The organism is Stenotrophomonas sp. SKA14, from assembly GCF_000158575.1.
Lineage (GTDB): Bacteria > Pseudomonadota > Gammaproteobacteria > Xanthomonadales > Xanthomonadaceae > Stenotrophomonas > Stenotrophomonas forensis.
Genome location: NZ_DS999412.1, coordinates 3,979,098 through 3,995,193 on the forward strand (window position 1 = coordinate 3,979,098; position 16,096 = coordinate 3,995,193).

Consider the following 16,096-nt stretch of genomic DNA (forward strand, 5'->3'; position numbering starts at 1 on the left):
GCAGCCCCCCCGCAATCGTCGCAACGCTGCATTTCTGCCGGATACGTTGAGAAGGGGTAGGCCCCTTTCTGCCCCACTTCCCCGCAGCACCCGCACTGCATGAGCCCCCGGGCGGTTTGGCAAATCGCGACCTCCGGGCCTTGCCAAACCACGCCGACCACCACGGCTTCCCAGGAGCTGCCGCTCCGGGCAACCACAGTGAGCCTGTCGCCGTTCCGAACATTCGGGGCGGGCACCCGGGCGCCCCATTCGCCCGACTTGAGTTGGAGGGGCCTGGCGTGGTGGTGGGCCATTAGAAGACCCCCCGATAACCAAGGGCAACAAAGCCTGACCGGCCAATAGCGCAAGCAATCATTAGAAAACCTTTGAAGAGGGGGCATTCCCTCACTACCCACTCAAACTAAGCCCCCTCAAAAAAATCGCAATACTTTCACCCTACGTTTTATCGACTAAATATCAAAACCGCCATAAGGGCCGCAGATCGCCGGAAAACTTGAACCGCAGCACATTTCCCGCCCAGCACCGGGCCCGGTGGAAGCCGAGGCCCCACCCGCCCTTTTTCCAACGCACTTTAAAAGAACGCGGCCCGGGGCCGCGCCTGAAAAGCCCCCTCCGGGGAGGAACGGCCCAGGGCCGGGGCTCCCGCCCCAGCCCCCGCTTCGCCCTGGTTCAACGCCCACAAAAAAAGCCCCGGTTTCCCGGGGCTCTATCTGCAACGCTGTAATGCCGGTCAGGCCTTATACGGGTGCGCCGGCCATTCCTGGTCCGGGTGCTTCTTTTTCCACGCCTTGCCTTCAGCGGTTTCGGCCCACGCAAGGAAGGCCTTCGGCTGACGTCCAGTGCCAGCCCAGGTGGTGCCGTCCGGGATCTGGAACTTCGGGGCGCGACTGATGCCGGCGCTCGCGGAAACCGCCTTGCGTGGCTCAAGCAGCGCCTTCAGATCGTTCTTCTGCTTCGTTGTGTAATGCTGCCCAAACTGCTGCAAGGTCTCGTAGACTCCTGCAAAGCTGGCCCCGGCTTCGGCCGCAAGCGCATCGCCTTCAGCCTTTTCCATTTCGGCCAGTAAGGCCTCGGCCTCGGCCTTTTTCTTTCGGATTTGTTCAAGCGTCAATGCCACGGCTTTCCCTTGGGGTTGGTCAAACCCCGATCCTGCCTTTTTGCGAGATTACTGTAAACCCTCAACGGCCCAACTCCGGCTCTCCAGTGGCGACTGCCACGGGGCTTCACCCTCAAGAGTCACTGAGGGCATGCCTTCCGCCGGCCACTGGAGCAAGCCCTCGGAGGTTAAGGGGACCGGCCGTGCCCACCTCCGCGTTCCACCATGCAATGCCGCAATGTCCAGGGGCTACCGGGCGCCGGCAAAGCCTTGGGCAGCGGTCCCGCGATCCGGGCGTTCAGGCGGTCAACCAGGTGCAAGGCGTGCTTGTGGAAGATGACGTGGATGTTGCCGTTCTTAAACCGCCCGCCCAGGAACGGCTTCAGCAGTTCCCCACCTCGTGCGTCACCAAGAACCCTTCGGAGCCCCGTGTCTCATCGGATGCAGGCTGCTGGGTGGCGCGATTGGCCTTCATGGCCATCGTCTCGGCCCAGACCCGCAATCCGATGTCCTGCAGAAGGATATCTTCCCTCTTTCGTGCGGTCGATTCGATGATCCAGTGGCGGCCATACGCGCCATGCAGCAATGGCCCCTCTGGCCATCCTTTCCGGGCGACGGTCATGGCCAGTCCGGCGATCAACTGAACGTCAAAGCATCGCCCCGTCTCTTCCTCGGATAGCTCCAAGCGTGGAGCAAGCAAGGCTTCCCGGGCCTTCGTATCGGTCTGTATGACCCGCTCAAGCTCTGCTGGGGTTGGAGCCTCCATGCGCGTCCACACTTGCGCTGGCAAGCATGCCTTGACCCAGTTCCAAGCGCTTGCGGTGTCGTCAGACGGATCAGCCGGGTGCAGGATGAGCCGACTTTCAAACAACGCCTGGAGGGTTTCCGGGTGCTTCCACTGGCGACCGTGGATGTAGTGTCCCCAAGCCAGGATCTTGTCGCACACGGGCACCACCACGGGTGCTGGCACGGTCAGGAAATCGTTCAACGCGCGTCGCACTATTTCGCCCAGGCTGACCTGCTCCATCCATGCCCTCGACTTCAACGTCGCCACCAACTCTGCTGGGGCTGACACCGGAGCCAGGGCGATGCGAGGCCCAGGCACCAGGCCTTGCGACGGGGATAAAGGCTTGGTGATCGCATCGGCCAACACTTGGCGCACGGCTTCGGCGATGGTCACGCCAGAGGTGCTGGCTTGCACTTGCAGCGCTTGGTGCATGGCCTCCGGAAGCAAGACCTTGGGAAGGCGCTGCGGGGATTGAGGCTTGAAAAGACGGGGCATCAGCACGGCCCCTCTCCGCCGCAGTTGGAGGCCGGTCCCGTGCATGGCTGTTCATTGTCCCTCTCCAGGTCTCGCTACAACCAATGGCTTAGCAACGGCCCGGGAGAACTCAATCGTGGTCCTGCGCGTTGAGAATAGACCCGTCACCGTGACCGAGCAGGCATCCCAGCCTGAGCGTTCAGCAACGCGTAAACAGGCTTCACCGATTCGTTGGACGTCATACCCATCCCTGCGACTCTCAACGAGCTCCTCAAGCACCGGCAGCAGTCGGTCATAGCAGACGTTCGTTCGAAAGAGGTTGCCACCTGCGGTGCTTCTGCAGAACTGCGAGAGTCCTTCGCCGTCGTCCGGCGGTGGCCGTAGTGACCAACCCGCCAGACCCAACAACGCGGCTACCGCCCCTCCCAGCACGAGGCCCCTCGCCCTTCGTGACTCGGCCAGCGCCCGCAGTGCGTCGACGGAACGCTGATCCACTGTAGCCACACGTTGACGCCATTTATTGGCCCACTCATTCGACAACCCCATAAGACCCTCCCGTCTGAATGTTCGATGCATTCATCCTTGATCGAAATCTGACGTCTGCAATAGGCGACCACCCGTTGGCATTTGACTAAATATCGAATCCGCGAGACTGCCCACAAAAACCCGTGGCATTGCGAAATAGGCCGCATGTCAGACCGTCTTGGATCCGCGACTGCCAAACTCAGTGAGCCAAGGGGCTTGACGCTTCTCTCAGCGTCTTTGGGGTTGCCCGAGCGACTCAATAGCCACGTGGCGGCTATCGCCAAGCGGTCTAAGTCGCCGTCGCTGCCGGCTTGTAAGGAGCGGCCCGGAGGCACGGCGGCCCAATGGGCCACTCCGCCTGGCGTTCACCGGCCCCAGACGCAGGATCTGACTAATCTATCGCGGTAGCCCCACATGATGAAGGTGACCGATGGCCGAGGCCGCCCGTCAGACTGCTCTGGAGTCATTACGGATCCTTGATTCTGATCCCGAGCCCTTTTTCGACGCCCTGACCCGGGCCGCGAGAAACATGACGGGCATGCCGATCGCCCTGATCTCCTTGGTGGACGGGGATCGCCAATGGTTCAAGGCCCAAATAGGCCTTCCCGGTGTGGACGAGACGCCCCGCGACATTTCCTTCTGCACCTGGGCCATCCAGTCCGATGAGCTGTTTGAGGTGGCAGACGCCGCCCAGGACGCCCGCTTTTCGACCAACCCGTTGGTCCTGGGTCCGCCTTTCGTCCGCCACTACGTCGGTGCGCCCATCAGCGCCAATGGCCAGAACGTGGGAACGCTTTGCCTGCTCAGCCCAAACCCGGGAACGATCTCAGCGGAGCAGGGAGCAGCCCTGTCATGCTTGGCCCAGGCCGCCGCAGTCGGCATGCAGCAGCGCGCTCGCCTTCTTGAGCGGGTCAGCGAATCCCAGGCCTTGCAACGGCGTTTTCAGAGAAGCCAGTTCTTTCTGGAGCGCACCAATGCACTGGCCAAGGTCGGAGGGTGGGAGCTGGTGCTTGGAACTGGAGAAGTCAAATGGACCAAGGAGACCCGGAGGATCCATGGCGTCTCTGACGACGCGGTGCCCGGCCTGGACACGGCGATTGCCCTGTATCCGGAAGGCGCACGGCAGCGGCTGGAGGCCGCCCTGGAAGACTGTATCTCATCGGGTGTGCCCATCGATTTGACCCTTCCGTCCAGCAAGCTTTCGGGGGAGCGCACGTGGGTCCACGTGGTGGGCCAGCGGGAAGAGACCGAAACCGGTGCCCGATTGATCGGCGCGATCCAGGACGTGACGGAGCAACGGGCGGCGGTCGAGGCCTTGGCGCATAGCGAGGCACGCTACCGCAGGCTGTTCCAACACAGCCTCGGCCTCATCTGCACGCATTCCTTGGACGGGACGGTCACGTCGGTCAACCCTGCGGCCTCGCACTCACTGGGTCTCTCGGAGGGTGACGTCGTCGGCCGATCGCTGGCCGAGCTCATTCCCCAGAGCAAGCAGGACGCGTTCAAGGCTTACTTGGATCGCATCCGGGAAAACGAGAGCGACTCGGGCATGATGGAGCTGGTGGCCCGCGACGGATCGCGCCGCTTCTGGGCGTATCACAACGTGCTGGACACAGAAGCCCAACCGCCCTACGTGCTGGGCCACGCGCAAGACATCACGACTCAACACATCCAAGAGCAGCAGCTCCACGACTTGGCGACCCGCGACCCGCTCACCCGAGCGTTCAACCGTCGCTACTTGGCCGATCTGGCCCACCAGCAGTTCGATGGGTGGGGCTGTCTGGTGTTTGACTTGGACCACTTCAAAGAAGTCAACGACACCCAAGGCCACGCCCAAGGCGACAAGGTGCTGGTCGACTTCGTGGCTTTCCTGTCCGCCCCGCTCCAAGGCGAGGAAGCGGTGGTTCGGCTCGGGGGCGACGAGTTCCTCGTGTTCGTCCCCGATGCGACGTTGGAACGGCTGAGCGTGTTGGAGGACACCTACCACGAGCGCGCCGGCGAGGCACCGATCCGCTTTTCCGGCGGTTGCGCCATTGGTCGGCCCTCGGAATCGGTGGCCGATACCATCAATCGCGCAGACATGAAACTCTACGACCGCCGAAAGCGGGAACGGCAGTGAGCCTGCCCTCAGATCCGGGCATGGGGCCAGTTGTGGGCTGCCCCCTTACGCCGATGATCGCCTTTAGCGTAGCAAGCGGCCCTTCAGTGCCGCCCAATCTCACCGATGGAGAGGGCAACATGGATAAGCGGGTGTGCTTTGATTTCGAGATTGATTTCAGCAACGGGGGCGGGATTCAGGGCCAAGGCTTCCGGCTGGACATCGCCGGTGACGACATCACCAATGAGGCGTTGGCCGACTACATCGTGCGCGACATGCGCCTGCTGATGGTGGGTGAGGTTCGCATCCTCAACAAGGAAATCATTGAGGAGCCTCATAAGCGCCCGGCGCACGACCAAGACGGTTCAACTGTCCACGACTCAAAGGACGGGTGAGCGGCCATGCATCCTGATGTTCTCGGCTGGGCTGCAACCGTAGTGCTGATTGCCACGCTGGTCCGGCAAATGATCAAACAGTGGCAGTCTCCCCACCCCGAAACGGTCTCCAAGTGGCTGTTCGTCGGTCAGATGACCGCGTCCACCCTTTTCACCGTCTACAGTGCACTTTTGGGGTCAACGGTGTTTGTGGTGACCAATGCCCTGCTGCTGCTCACGGCCGTGGTGGGACAGATCCTGGCTTGGCGTCGACGTCGACGAACCGACGCATCGCCTCCCTGCTGACCCAGTATTTGCCGCACCAAGAAAGGCCGTCGTAGGCCTTGAGCAGCCGCTCTCATCAGATCCGAAACGCGCGTCGCCTGACATGTTCGACCCGGCCTCCGACCGTGACCAGCGTCGAGATGGCCCAGTCGCTGGAAGCGGACACGGGCGGAAGCAACAAGATCTCAACGCCGGCCCCCATCGCCGCGCCTTTCCATAGCTCCACGGCGCTGTCCCCGCTGGGAGTGCGGTGGAGGCCCCAATCCGAGGCGAACTCCGTCAGCTCCTGCCTTCCATGAATCCCATCGAGCGCGCTGCAAAGCGAATCATACTGAGCACTCCTCACTCCCCCTTGCATCGTTTTCTAACCTGCGCTTCACCATCCATCCCAGACTACTTCATGGCAGACATGAAGATCGAAAGCCAGTCTGAATCCCTCAGGAGAACGCCAACTTTCTGACGGGGCAGCCTCCGATCCATTACCTGAAGCTGGGACCAGGGACGACACGCAGCGGATTCAGGCAGGTTTCCGCCTGTGCCTCGCAGAAACCCTATCTGCCACGGACCGGGGCAGGATTACAGCCACCCGCGCTTTCGCCCGACGAAAATTGAGGTCGCGCCCAACCCCGCCATGATGCCCACCGCAATCCAGAAGCCTTCGGTCTTCATGCCGAAGAAGTTGGCATCGAAGTTCATGCCCAACGCGCCCGCGATGACGGCCAGCAAGCCGGTCACCACCGTCACGAAGGTCAGCAGCTTCATGCGTTCGTTGGTTTGGAGCTCGGTCTGGGTGCTGAAGAGCTGGAAGCTGCCAACAACGAGCTCTCGGGCGTTCTCAACCACGTCCAACGCTCGCTCAAACCTGTCGTCCAGATCGCGTAAGTGCCGCGCCACCTCTTCGGCCCCGTCAGGCACGAAGTCCGGCCGCGAGAGGCCGTCGAAGACAGTTCGGTGCGGTGCCAGCATCCGTCGGAGCCGAGAGGCCGCGGCTCGGAGCGCGGCGAGCTCGGGCAGGGCCGAGCGCCCAGGGGGCTGATCAGACAAGATCCGACTCTCCAACCGTTCGATCTCCACCTCAAACAGCGCGACGGCGGAGAAATACGTGGAAAGATGCCAATCCAACAATGCGGCCACGAAGCTCGCCTCGCCCAAGCAGCCGATGTCGCGGGCGCTCTCGGGTTCCCGCTCCCGCAGATCGGCCAAGAAGGCAATGTCTTCGTCGTGGTGGGTCACCACAAAGTTCGCCCCAGCCACGACGGTCAACACCGCGCCTTGGAACTTCAGCCCCTTCCCACGCAACACTGCCACTACACGCGCCATGAAATGGTCGGCGAACTTTTCAAGCCGGGGATTGGTGGCGATGGGACTGCTCGGCAGGGATGCGGGATTCAACCTCAGCGCGCGCCACACCTGTTCGGCTTGCTGATTGGGAGCCCCGCATAGATCCACCCAAAGAAGTTCGTCGTCGCTCGGAGGATTGCTAGGAAGATCCTCCAATCGAAGCGTGCAACTGCCCTTCTCGCGATAAAGCTTGATGGTCAAGCCACTTTCAGGAACGTCGGGGGTATCCATGCGGGAATCTTGCCGAGCGCCAGTTGAGCCACACGTGAAGATCCAACACTGCGCTTGCCCCGCGGCAAGAATGGCCTTGAAACTGCGCTACGCCGCCCGGACGGTCGTTGAGGTCCTCGGGGCGAAAGCGAAGACCCTTAGGGTTCGACAGTCCAAGGTCTAACTGCGCTCACTCGCTTCGCAAGGCTATTCATCCTTCGGCATCGGCGATCCGCACATACGCTTCTGTCATCGCCGCAGAGAAGTGAGCGCCGCAGCGAAACGCATTCAGCAACGCGCCCAAGAGGTAGCGGTGCTCGTCGACGGGGAACAGATCCACGTGGTGCTCGCCCTCTCGAGTCGCGTGCTTCACTGCATTCCGCAGTCCCACCATGTCCTCTTTGATGTCACGGTAGACCAGATCCTGGCGGGCGCTCATCTGCCTGGCCACCTGGAGCATGTGCTCGCCAATGGTGGGGGTGTCGTTGGCCGGGGGCAGCGCGCGAAGCATGTCCTCTGCCGTGCCGGCCAGAAGCACGACGGTGGCGGGGTGATGGCCCGCCAGATAGAGCGCGCACGCGGCTTCCAAGTGGCCGATGGCGATGTCCAGTTTGCTCAAGCGCATGGGACCACGCCGTGGGAGGGACGTTCATCATAACTCCCATGGCGGCGACCGGCCCGGGGAGTTCCTCATTGACAGGGCGCAGGGCTCCGGCCCTGACCGCTTCCCTTTCTGGGCACGTCTGATGGTGCAGATTTCTCCGTTTCCTCCGCTACGCGCGTGTCATAACCTTGATTGCACCGGTCCTTCACGCATCGTCGCCGACCAGCGGGGCATGGTAATGGCTCTCCCTAACTCGGATGCCCACATGGCTATCAAGACCGCTGAAGAACTGTTTGTGCACGAGCTCTCTGACATTTACAGCGCTGAAAAGCAGCTGACCAAGGCCCTGCCCCGCCTGGCCCGTGCTGCGGAGAATCCGGACCTGGCCGCCGCCTTCGAGACCCACTTGGAAGAGACCCAAGGGCAGATCGAACGCATCGATCAGGTCGTGGAGGTGCTGGGGATCCGCCTGAAGCGCATCAAATGCGCAGCGATGGAAGGCTTGGTGGAGGAAGGCAAGGAAGTGATCGATTCCATTGAGAAGGGCCCGGTGCGCGACGCCGCCCTGATTGGCGGTGCCCAAAAGGTGGAGCACTACGAGATCGCCTCCTACGGCACCATCGCGGCGTTGGCCAAACAGCTGGGCTACAAGGACGCCTTGCCCTACCTTCTGGAGACGTTGGAGGAGGAAAAGGCGACGGATGAAAAGCTCACCCTGCTGGCTGAGCAGGGCGGAAACCAGAAAGCCGCGAGCAAGTAAGCAACCACGGTGGGCCTTCGGGCCCGCCTTTCATTTGGGAGCAGGAAATGTGGCGTCGCAATGGTCTGTCGATCGTGCTCTTCGGCCTGATGGTGCTCTTTCTGGTGGGACAGGCTCTGACCGGTTGGCAGGTCCACAATGAAGAGCTGAACCAGCACGGCGTGGCGGCCATTGGCTTCTGGGACTACTTGGCCAGCGGGCACTTCAGCAGTGCCACGTTTGAGAACTGGGAAAGCGAGTTCCTCCAGATGGGCATGTATGTGCTGCTCACCGTCCGGCTGCGTCAAGCCGGCTCTGCTGAGTCGCGCCCCCTCGACCCAGCAGAAGAAGAGCCCCGTGTAGAATCAGGGCCGGTCCCTTGGCCGGTGCGCAAGGGGGGCGTCTGGAAGAGCCTCTACGGCCACTCTTTGGCCATTGTTTTCTTTCTCCTGTTCTTCCTCTCCTTCTCGCTCCATGCAGTGGGAAGTTGGAGAGCCAAGTCTCAGGAAAATCGACTGGACGGGTTGCTGCCCCCATCGTTTACCGATCACCTCTTCAGCAGCGACTTTTGGTTTGAGTCCATGCAGAACTGGCAAAGCGAGTTTCTAGCGGTCTTGGCGCTGGTTGTGCTGACCATCTTCCTGCGGCAGAAGGATTCGCCACAATCCAAGGCGGTGGAAGCGCCGCATTCACAGACGGGGGACTGAGGTGCGCACGCCCGCCCTCCTGATCATCGACCTGTTCAGCAAGTTCGACTTTCCCGATGGGCAGCAACTCGCACCGCTGGCCCTCCGGGCCGCGAAAAAAGCCGGTCAGATTCGAACGGCGTTTGACGAAAGGGGCTGGCCCGTCATCTATGCCAACGACAACTTTGGCGACTGGAAGTGCGGCTTTCACCAGCTGGCGGAGGTGTGTCGCCATGAGGGCGGTCCGGCCGGTGACATTGCCCGACTCCTTTTCCCTGGCCCGGATCATTACACGGTGCTCAAGCCGAAGCACTCGGCGTTCCTGGCGACCCCGCTGGCCGTGCTTCTCGCAAAGCTGGACGTTCGCACCCTGGTGCTTGTAGGCATGGCCTTGGATTCCTGTATTCACGCCACCGCTATCGACGCACACTCGCGGGAGTTCTCTACCGTTGTCATCTCCGACGCCACGGCGTGCCTGCCAAAGCGCCGGTCCGCCGCGCTGACGCTGCTGCGATCCACCGGGAGCGTCCAAGTGCGCACGACCGGAGCGCTGCTTCAGTCAATCGAGAGCGGCCCTCGCCGTTCAGCGATTGATCCTATTGGACGGAAATAGAGACATTCTTGAGCCCTTCGGGGCCTGCGTTAGGGGAGCAAGCCAAGCAAAGATCGGTGTGCGGCCACGCCCGCCAAGGCTCCCTCCCCCACCGCCAGGGCGATGTTCCCTGCAAACCGGGCTGCATCGCCGCACGCGAACACCCCTGGGATGGTGGATTGCTTGGCCGAATCGGTCGTGATGCATCCCGCGTCCTCGGTTGCGCAACCCAAGCATTTGGCCAAGCCGGAGGCCAACGTGGTTTCCGGGTGGACGAACAAGGCTTCCACTTCGCGGGAGCTGCCGTCTGCGAGAGTCAAGGACGCTTTGCCGGTCATGCCAACCAGGGCCTCCTTCTCCAGGGTCGCACCGATGCCCCTCAGCTGCAGAGAAAGCTCTTCCACCTCCGACGCAGAAAGCGCGCCGTCGTGGAACGCCGTGATCTGTCCCCACTGAGAAAGCGCCCTGACTTGATCCATCGCTTCGGATCTGGACGCAATAAGCACGCCGATGGCTGTTCCGCAGATTTCATAGCCGTGGCAGTAGGGGCAATGGAGGACGGTTTTTCCCCATCGCTCCGCGAGCCCCGGGACGTCGGGCAACCGATCCTCCACGCCGTGCGCAAGTATCAGTCGCTGGGCGTAGTAGTAATCGCCGGATACACAATCGACACGGAACCCGGCCTCCAGTGAACCGGCGGCGTCGGTGGCCTCATCGGTCACCCATTGCACTCCCTCGTAGGCCAGCAACTGCCGGCGGCCGGTCTCAAGCAAGGCTGCGGGGCTCGCCCCATCCCACCCCAAACACCCGTGCGCCTTCCCAGCGCGTTGGTTGCGGGGCTGCCCGTGGTCTATCACCAACACCGTGCGGCAAGCGCGCGCCAACTGCAAGGCAGCCGACATGCCCGCATAGCTTCCGCCGATCACGATGGCGTCGAAGGCAGGCAGGTCCTGCGAGGTTGGCGGGCTTGGACTGGTCATCTTCGCTTGCTCGATGGGGGAAATGCGCCGGGCGGTCGCGACACTCGTTCGCCCGAACTGGTTGGTTCAGAACAGCTCGGTCTGGGCCGGTGGGTAGACAAGCGCTGGCCCGGCGGCCTGCGCCATCGGGTTCAGCGGATGCGGCTTGGGTTCGGCGTGGGACACGATGTGCAACACCTCATGGCCCCGGTGCATCAGCAGGTCGGAGATGAGACGTCGGTGGCAGCGCCACCAGGGTGCCTCCGCGCACATCAGCGCGGTCCGATGTTTGCCCCCCAGTGCAAGCACCTTCGATAGCCCGCCGGCGAACTCGGCGGTCGCCATGTGGTCTGCGTAGCCCTGAAACGCGGCGTTGTCCCACGCACCATTGGGCGAATCCGGCTGCACCTTGCGCCGCCCGCCCAGTTCAGGAATCCAAAGATACTCCACGCCGTGCGCTGGCAGCGTTTTAGCCATCTGCTCGGATGCGAACCAAGGGTGACGACGCGATCCTGGGAAACGACGCACGTCCGCGATCGCCGAGATGCCTTGTGCGAACAGCAGGTGTAAGAACTCGTCCCAAGGTCGAGTGGAATGCCCGATGGTCCAGACGGTCACCGGGGTCGGAGCGGGAGCATCGCACTGCATGAGGCTCATTGGACAGGAGCCGGCATCAAGCCCGCGTGCTCATCACGTGCTCGGCAGCTGCCAACGACGCTCGCGTCTGCCCGTCTACGCTCGGACACGACCGCGGGGATAGCGGCTAGTCGTTTCGGGCCCATTTCGACAAGTTCTGCTTCAACGCATCGATGCCCTCCCAGGGATCCTTGCGGCGACGTTTCAGCTTGCCCGGCACGTCCTTGATCGTGAACGCGTCAGCCCGTTTGAGGTTTGGCAGCTCGCTCCACGCCAGAGGCATCGCGACAGGCGCGCCCGGTCTACCCCGCAGGGAATACGACGCCGCTGCGGTGGCACCTCGACCGTTACGCAGGTAGTCGACAAAGATCCGCTTGTTTCGAAGGGCTTTGGTGGCGGTGGCCAAGAACCGCTGAGGTTCCGACTGGGCCAACGCGTCGGCGAATCCTTTGGCGAAGCGCTTGGTCAGGTCCCAGTCGCACCCGGGATTCAAGGGCACCACGACATGAAGGCCCTTGCCTCCAGATACCCGCAGGAAGGACTCCAGCTCTAGTTGGGCCAGAAGCTTCCGGATATCAGTGGCAGCCTTTTTTACCTCCGCGAAAGGCACATCTGGGCCGGGGTCTAGATCGAATACCACCCGGTCGGCACGGTCAGGCTCCTCCGCGTGGCTTCCCCACGGATGGAACTCCAGGGCATTGAACTGGACCAGCTCCAGCAAGCTGGCCGCGTCGCGCACTACGAGGTAGTGGGCGTTGATGCCGCTGTCCTCCTTCAGCTTGACCGAGTCCACCAGCTCCAGCCCGGCGGTGTGGTGCTTTTGGAAGAAGCAAGGCTTGCCAGTGCCGGCGGGACAGCGAATGATCGACAAGGGCCGGTTGATCACCTCGGGCAGCAGGTGATCCATCACTGCCGAGTAGTAATCCCAAACGTCTTGCTTCGTATAGCCGTCGCCAGGGAAAAGGACCTTGCTCGGGGAGGACAGTTTGGGGGGCACGCGTTCGACTTGAGGCGTTGCGGCGGTCTTGCGGGCAGAAGACGCCGCCGATGCCCGTTTGCCACGGGCCGGTTTCGCCGGGGCGGCGCGATCCGAATCCGCCAAATCATTCACTTCCTTGTCGGCCCGCACGGCTTTCAAGGAGGCTTGGCGCAGCAGTTGCTGCCCCCCGATGCCGCGATAGAACACCTCCACCACGAAGCGCGGCTCGAACCACGTGGCAGAGCGAAGATCGGTGTCCTCGGTGGGCACGTAGGCCGTCGGCTTCTTGCCTCCCCCTTGGATCCTCTTGCTCACGTCCTTGATCAAGGCGTCGGAGAACCCGGTGCCCACCCGGCCCACGTAGAGCCAACCGTGTTTGGCGTCGGGCTTGGCCAGTAAAAGCGAGCCAAAGCCGCTGCGGCTGCCCTTGGGGGCCGTGTAACCGACCACGGCGAACTCGTCGCTGGCCAGCTGCTTGGTCTTGCGCCAGTCGTCGCTGCGGCCGAGGTGGTAGCCGCGATCGGCGCGCTTGGAAATGATGCCTTCAAAGTGCTGTTCGCCAGCCAGGCGGTAGGCTTCGTTGCCGTCGCCTTGGACGTGAGAGCTGAAGGCCAAGTGGCCGGCCTGGCCCGCCAGCAGCTCCTGCAGGAGCGCCTTGCGCTCCAACAGAGGTGCTGCGGCCACGTCCACGCCATCGATGTAGAGCAGGTCGAAGAGCGCGTAGGCCAGCGCGCCTTGCCGCTCCCCGGACAATGTCGCCTGGAGCAGGTTGAAGTCCTCCTTGGTGCCCGATCCGGCGATGAGTTCGCCATCCAAGGCAGCAGAGGTAAGGCCCAACTCCGCCACGGCGTCGCGTATCTCGGGGATCTTGTCGGTCCACTCCAACGCGTTGCGGGACCAGAGCCGGACGGCCCCATCGGCGACCGTTGCGAGGATCCGATACCCGTCCCACTTGATCTCATGGACCCATTGGTCGCCCTGCGGCGGGGCCTCCCCCAGCGTGGCCAACTGGGGCTCGAAGGGGCCGGAAGGCGGAGCCGCCTCTTTCGCTTTGGGCAGGACCAAGGCCTTCTTGGCCCAGTTCTTCCGTCGCGCACGCTTTGCAGGGAGGGCTTTGAGCTTCTTCTTGTCGGCTTTACCGCCGCCGGCCCTCCTGATGTCTGCCGTTGGGGCCGCCGACACATCGGCGAGCAGATCGTCCGCTTCCAGATCGCTCGCATACGCATCGTCGTCCTTGAACAACAGCCACTGCGGCTGACGGGCAGGCTTGCCGGAGCGGACCAGGTGCCACCCGCCTTTGAGCTTGGTGCCAAACAGCTCGAAGCGCAGGTGACCCTTGGCAAGTTGTGCCTCTGGGTCTCCTTGGGTGGCCCAGACGCCGTGATCAAACTGGGCCACGTGCCCACCACCGTATTGCCCTTTGGGGATCTCGCCTTCGAAGCTGGCGTAGTCGACGGGATGGTCTTCTACTTCCACGGCCATGCGCTTGACCTTGGGGTCGTAACTGGGGCCTTTGGGGACGGCCCAACTCTTCAGGGCGTCGCCGATTTGCAGCCGGAAGTCGTAGTGCCGGCGGCTGGCGTGGTGGAGTTGGACCACGAAAATGGCGCGCTGCCCTTGGGGCAGCGCTTTGCCAGGCTCCGGCTCCTTGGTCTGGTCAAAGCGGCGCTTGCGGCGGTATTCGACCAAGGACATGACGGCTCCTCGTTACTTGCCCAGGTGCTTGCGAACGGCCGCAGCGGTGGGGCCCACGGCTTTGACGGCGGCCCGGAGCTCGTCGGCGGACACGCCCAGCGCCTTGGTCCAATACTGGAGTTCGTAGTCTTCGTTGACGTTGATGCGGTCGCGGTCCGGGCTGCCGGTGTTCTTCTTGTCGTCGCTCATGGGATTCTCCTTGGGTGATCAGGCGCTCTTTAGAGCCTTCTTGGCGGGGGCTTTCTTTGCGGCTTTCTTTGCTGGGGCCTTCTTTATGGCGGCCTTCTTGGCAGGCTTGCTGTCTTTGGTGGAGGACTTGGAGGCGGTCTTCACCGGCGTTGCTTTCGCCGGGGTGCGCTTGTTGGTTTCCAAGCTCTTCTGGAGCAGCGCCATGAAGTCCACCACGTTGGTCGCCGAGTCCTCGCGATGTTCCGGTTCCTCGAAGGTGGTCGTGGCTCCGGCCTGCTTCACCCGCTTCTTGATGATGTCGGACAGGCGCTCGCGGAACTCGTCCTGGTAGCTGTCCGGCTCCCACTCAGAGGTCATGCTCTCAATCAGCTGCTTGGCCATTTCGAGCTCTTTGGGCGCAACCCGGTAGTCCGACGCCCCCCCCTGCGGCAGTTTGTATTCGTCCGGAGCCACCAACTCCTGCGGGTAGCGAAGCAGGATCATGATCAACGCATCGCCTTCGGGCATCACCGCGCAAATGTATTCGCGCGTGCGGATGACCACCCTGGCGATGCCCACCTTGCCGGTTTCCTTCAGGGTCTCTCGGAGCAGGACATAGCCCTTTTCGGCCTTCTTGCCGGGCACCAAGATGTAGGGCTTTTCGAAGAACCTCAGCCCGATGCTCTCGGCGTCGACAAAGGCCTCCACGTCGATGGACTCGTGCGTCTCGGGGGCGGCCGCGGCGATGTCTTCTTTCTCTATGACGACGTAGCTGCCCTTGTCGTATTCAAAGGCTTTGACGATGTCCTTCCAAGGCACTTCTTCGCCGGTTTCGGCGTTGACCCGCTCGTAGCGAATGGGCTTTTTGTTTCGTGCGTCCAACATGCGAAAGCTCAGATCCATGCGACGCTCGCCGGACATGAGGGACACCGGAACGTTGAGCAGCCCGAAGGACAACGAACCACTCCAGATGGGCCTGGGCATGCCAGCCGCCTCCAATCCTAGGGCCTTTCGTTGTAGGCCCGGCCGCGTCGGCCGGGCGTGAACCCGGCCGGCGCGGCGCAGCGGTTACTTTTTGGCTTCGACGCCCGGCGTGGCGTCGCGCACCATGAACTCTTCGGTCACCTCGGGCAGGTGGGCCGCCAGCCAGTCGGCCATCGCCTCTTCCTGCACGAGGATTTCTTCGCAGATCCGGGCCGTTTCTGCATCGCCCACCGTCTTCGCTGCGGCGATCAGGGCCGTGTAGGAGGCGATCTCGAAATGCTCGAAGACGTAACCGGCCATCGCGCCTTTGACGATCTCGTCGGAGGCCGTCATGCCGCCGACGGCCTGACCGAAGGCTGCCATCTTGCCCATCACGTCCTTGAGGGTCGACGGCGAGCCGCCCAAGCGCTTGATGCACCCTTCCAGCCGTTCGCGCTGGCCAATGGTTTCCTGAATGTGCTCTTCAATGCGCGCCTTCAGCACTGGGTAGTGCTCGATGCGGGACGCCTGCCCCTTGAGCATGGTCTCCGCCTGCTGCTCCATCGCGTGGGCGTCGCGGAGCCAGTCCAACAGGTTCTCTTTGAGCTCTGCCATGAATCTCCTCCTATCGTGTCGGGCGAAGCCTTACCGTATCGAGGCTGGGATGCGGATCAAGCGATCCCCGAGTGAAGGCTTGGCGAACGGCGGAGCGTCCGAGACCGCCGATGTGTGGGCCTGGCGATCGATGGTCTTCGTGGTGAACGGCGCGCATGCAACGCATTCGCAGGCCATTGACCGCTCCCGCCCCATGCTGAACGCTCCTCAGCGCCAGGCCATCCTCATGACCCGTTCCGCGCTTTTGCTCGTCTTGCTGGCCCCCTCTCT

General features: G+C 62.6%; 16 protein-coding genes. 6 read left to right on the forward strand and 10 right to left on the reverse strand.

Going from position 1 to position 16,096, the window contains the following annotated elements; all coding sequences use genetic code 11:
* Nucleotides 1-730 precede the first annotated feature (730 nt).
* Both SSKA14_RS18005 and SSKA14_RS18010 read right to left on the reverse strand, forming a co-directional pair.
* On the reverse strand, nucleotides 731-1,117 hold the full coding sequence (locus SSKA14_RS18005) for an H-NS family nucleoid-associated regulatory protein (protein ID WP_008264690.1): 387 nt from the start codon (nucleotides 1,115-1,117) through the stop codon (nucleotides 731-733).
* A 361-nt stretch (nucleotides 1,118-1,478) separates the two neighbouring features.
* A complete protein-coding gene (locus tag SSKA14_RS18010) occupies nucleotides 1,479-2,384 on the reverse strand; it encodes a hypothetical protein (RefSeq protein WP_146260241.1) in 906 nt (301 codons plus the stop codon).
* 928 nt (nucleotides 2,385-3,312) lie between these two features.
* On the opposite strand from SSKA14_RS18010, the gene SSKA14_RS18015 reads away from it, so the two are divergent.
* From SSKA14_RS18015 to SSKA14_RS18025, 3 genes are read left to right on the forward strand one after another with little or no spacing between them, the layout of a single operon-like run.
* A complete protein-coding gene (locus SSKA14_RS18015; protein WP_008267364.1) occupies nucleotides 3,313-5,001 on the forward strand; it encodes a PAS domain S-box protein in 1,689 nt (562 codons plus the stop codon).
* Nucleotides 4,998-5,375: a hypothetical protein gene (locus tag SSKA14_RS24220; RefSeq protein WP_232281412.1), complete on the forward strand. Its 378-nt coding sequence runs from the start codon at nucleotides 4,998-5,000 to the stop codon at nucleotides 5,373-5,375. Before SSKA14_RS18015 ends, SSKA14_RS24220 begins: the two co-directional genes overlap by 4 nt.
* 6 nt (nucleotides 5,376-5,381) lie before the next feature.
* A complete protein-coding gene (locus SSKA14_RS18025; RefSeq protein ID WP_040008414.1) occupies nucleotides 5,382-5,660 on the forward strand; it encodes a membrane protein in 279 nt (92 codons plus the stop codon).
* Nucleotides 5,661-6,215: 555 nt separating this feature from the next.
* Here SSKA14_RS18025 and SSKA14_RS18035 read toward each other — a convergent pair.
* Together SSKA14_RS18035 and SSKA14_RS18040 are read right to left on the reverse strand one after the other, a co-directional pair.
* Nucleotides 6,216-7,211 (reverse strand): CorA family divalent cation transporter, encoded by a 996-nt coding sequence (locus SSKA14_RS18035; protein ID WP_008265322.1) that lies wholly within the window; start codon nucleotides 7,209-7,211, stop codon nucleotides 6,216-6,218.
* 190 nt (nucleotides 7,212-7,401) lie between these two features.
* Nucleotides 7,402-7,815, reverse strand: a complete 414-nt coding sequence (locus SSKA14_RS18040; RefSeq protein ID WP_008267992.1) for a hypothetical protein — start codon at nucleotides 7,813-7,815, stop codon at nucleotides 7,402-7,404.
* A 244-nt stretch (nucleotides 7,816-8,059) separates the two neighbouring features.
* Here SSKA14_RS18040 and SSKA14_RS18045 point away from each other — a divergent pair, with 244 nt between their 5' ends.
* The 3 genes from SSKA14_RS18045 to SSKA14_RS18055 are packed head-to-tail and all read left to right on the forward strand — an operon-like array spanning nucleotide 8,060 to nucleotide 9,832.
* The gene (locus SSKA14_RS18045; RefSeq protein WP_040008420.1) at nucleotides 8,060-8,554 is read left to right on the forward strand and encodes a ferritin-like domain-containing protein; all 495 of its coding nucleotides are present in this window, start codon (nucleotides 8,060-8,062) and stop codon (nucleotides 8,552-8,554) included.
* A 47-nt stretch (nucleotides 8,555-8,601) separates the two neighbouring features.
* Entirely contained in the window at nucleotides 8,602-9,240 is a 639-nt protein-coding gene (locus SSKA14_RS18050) for a DUF6766 family protein (protein WP_040008423.1), read from the forward strand.
* 1 nt (nucleotide 9,241) lies between these two features.
* Complete coding sequence (locus SSKA14_RS18055) at nucleotides 9,242-9,832, forward strand: isochorismatase family cysteine hydrolase (protein ID WP_040008426.1); 591 nt, start codon at nucleotides 9,242-9,244, stop codon at nucleotides 9,830-9,832.
* Between the two features lie 29 nt (nucleotides 9,833-9,861).
* Here the strand turns inward: SSKA14_RS18055 and SSKA14_RS18060 are convergent, their stop codons facing one another.
* The 6 genes from SSKA14_RS18060 to SSKA14_RS18080 form a co-directional block, all read right to left on the reverse strand.
* The gene (locus tag SSKA14_RS18060) at nucleotides 9,862-10,791 is read right to left on the reverse strand and encodes an NAD(P)/FAD-dependent oxidoreductase (RefSeq protein ID WP_050413388.1); all 930 of its coding nucleotides are present in this window, start codon (nucleotides 10,789-10,791) and stop codon (nucleotides 9,862-9,864) included.
* Nucleotides 10,792-10,857: 66 nt separating this feature from the next.
* On the reverse strand, nucleotides 10,858-11,427 hold the full coding sequence (locus SSKA14_RS18065) for a DUF488 domain-containing protein (RefSeq protein ID WP_083797401.1): 570 nt from the start codon (nucleotides 11,425-11,427) through the stop codon (nucleotides 10,858-10,860).
* 106 nt (nucleotides 11,428-11,533) lie between these two features.
* Complete coding sequence (ligD, locus tag SSKA14_RS18070) at nucleotides 11,534-14,080, reverse strand: DNA ligase D (RefSeq protein ID WP_008264674.1); 2,547 nt, start codon at nucleotides 14,078-14,080, stop codon at nucleotides 11,534-11,536.
* A gap of 12 nt (nucleotides 14,081-14,092) precedes the next feature.
* Nucleotides 14,093-14,269 (reverse strand): DUF3606 domain-containing protein, encoded by a 177-nt coding sequence (locus tag SSKA14_RS23565; RefSeq protein WP_008266817.1) that lies wholly within the window; start codon nucleotides 14,267-14,269, stop codon nucleotides 14,093-14,095.
* Nucleotides 14,270-14,287: 18 nt separating this feature from the next.
* Complete coding sequence (locus tag SSKA14_RS18075; protein ID WP_024957538.1) at nucleotides 14,288-15,232, reverse strand: Ku protein; 945 nt, start codon at nucleotides 15,230-15,232, stop codon at nucleotides 14,288-14,290.
* Nucleotides 15,233-15,316: 84 nt separating this feature from the next.
* On the reverse strand, nucleotides 15,317-15,826 hold the full coding sequence (locus SSKA14_RS18080; protein ID WP_024957537.1) for a DUF892 family protein: 510 nt from the start codon (nucleotides 15,824-15,826) through the stop codon (nucleotides 15,317-15,319).
* Nucleotides 15,827-16,096: the final 270 nt, after the last annotated feature.

Excerpts from the sequence above, each read along its gene's own strand:
- SSKA14_RS18015 (WP_008267364.1), top strand. The coding sequence starts at position 3,313 with ATGGCCGAGGCCGCCCGTCAGACTGCTCTGGAGTCATTACGGATCCTT.
- SSKA14_RS18025 (WP_040008414.1), top strand. The coding sequence starts at position 5,382 with ATGCATCCTGATGTTCTCGGCTGGGCTGCAACCGTAGTGCTGATTGCC.
- SSKA14_RS18035 (WP_008265322.1), bottom strand. The coding sequence starts at position 7,211 with ATGGATACCCCCGACGTTCCTGAAAGTGGCTTGACCATCAAGCTTTAT.
- SSKA14_RS18040 (WP_008267992.1), bottom strand. The coding sequence starts at position 7,815 with ATGCGCTTGAGCAAACTGGACATCGCCATCGGCCACTTGGAAGCCGCG.
- SSKA14_RS18045 (WP_040008420.1), top strand. The coding sequence starts at position 8,060 with ATGGCTATCAAGACCGCTGAAGAACTGTTTGTGCACGAGCTCTCTGAC.
- SSKA14_RS18050 (WP_040008423.1), top strand. The coding sequence starts at position 8,602 with ATGTGGCGTCGCAATGGTCTGTCGATCGTGCTCTTCGGCCTGATGGTG.
- SSKA14_RS18060 (WP_050413388.1), bottom strand. The coding sequence starts at position 10,791 with ATGACCAGTCCAAGCCCGCCAACCTCGCAGGACCTGCCTGCCTTCGAC.
- SSKA14_RS18065 (WP_083797401.1), bottom strand. The coding sequence starts at position 11,427 with ATGAGCCTCATGCAGTGCGATGCTCCCGCTCCGACCCCGGTGACCGTC.
- ligD (WP_008264674.1), bottom strand. The coding sequence starts at position 14,080 with ATGTCCTTGGTCGAATACCGCCGCAAGCGCCGCTTTGACCAGACCAAG.
- SSKA14_RS23565 (WP_008266817.1), bottom strand. The coding sequence starts at position 14,269 with ATGAGCGACGACAAGAAGAACACCGGCAGCCCGGACCGCGACCGCATC.
- SSKA14_RS18075 (WP_024957538.1), bottom strand. The coding sequence starts at position 15,232 with ATGCCCAGGCCCATCTGGAGTGGTTCGTTGTCCTTCGGGCTGCTCAAC.
- SSKA14_RS18080 (WP_024957537.1), bottom strand. The coding sequence starts at position 15,826 with ATGGCAGAGCTCAAAGAGAACCTGTTGGACTGGCTCCGCGACGCCCAC.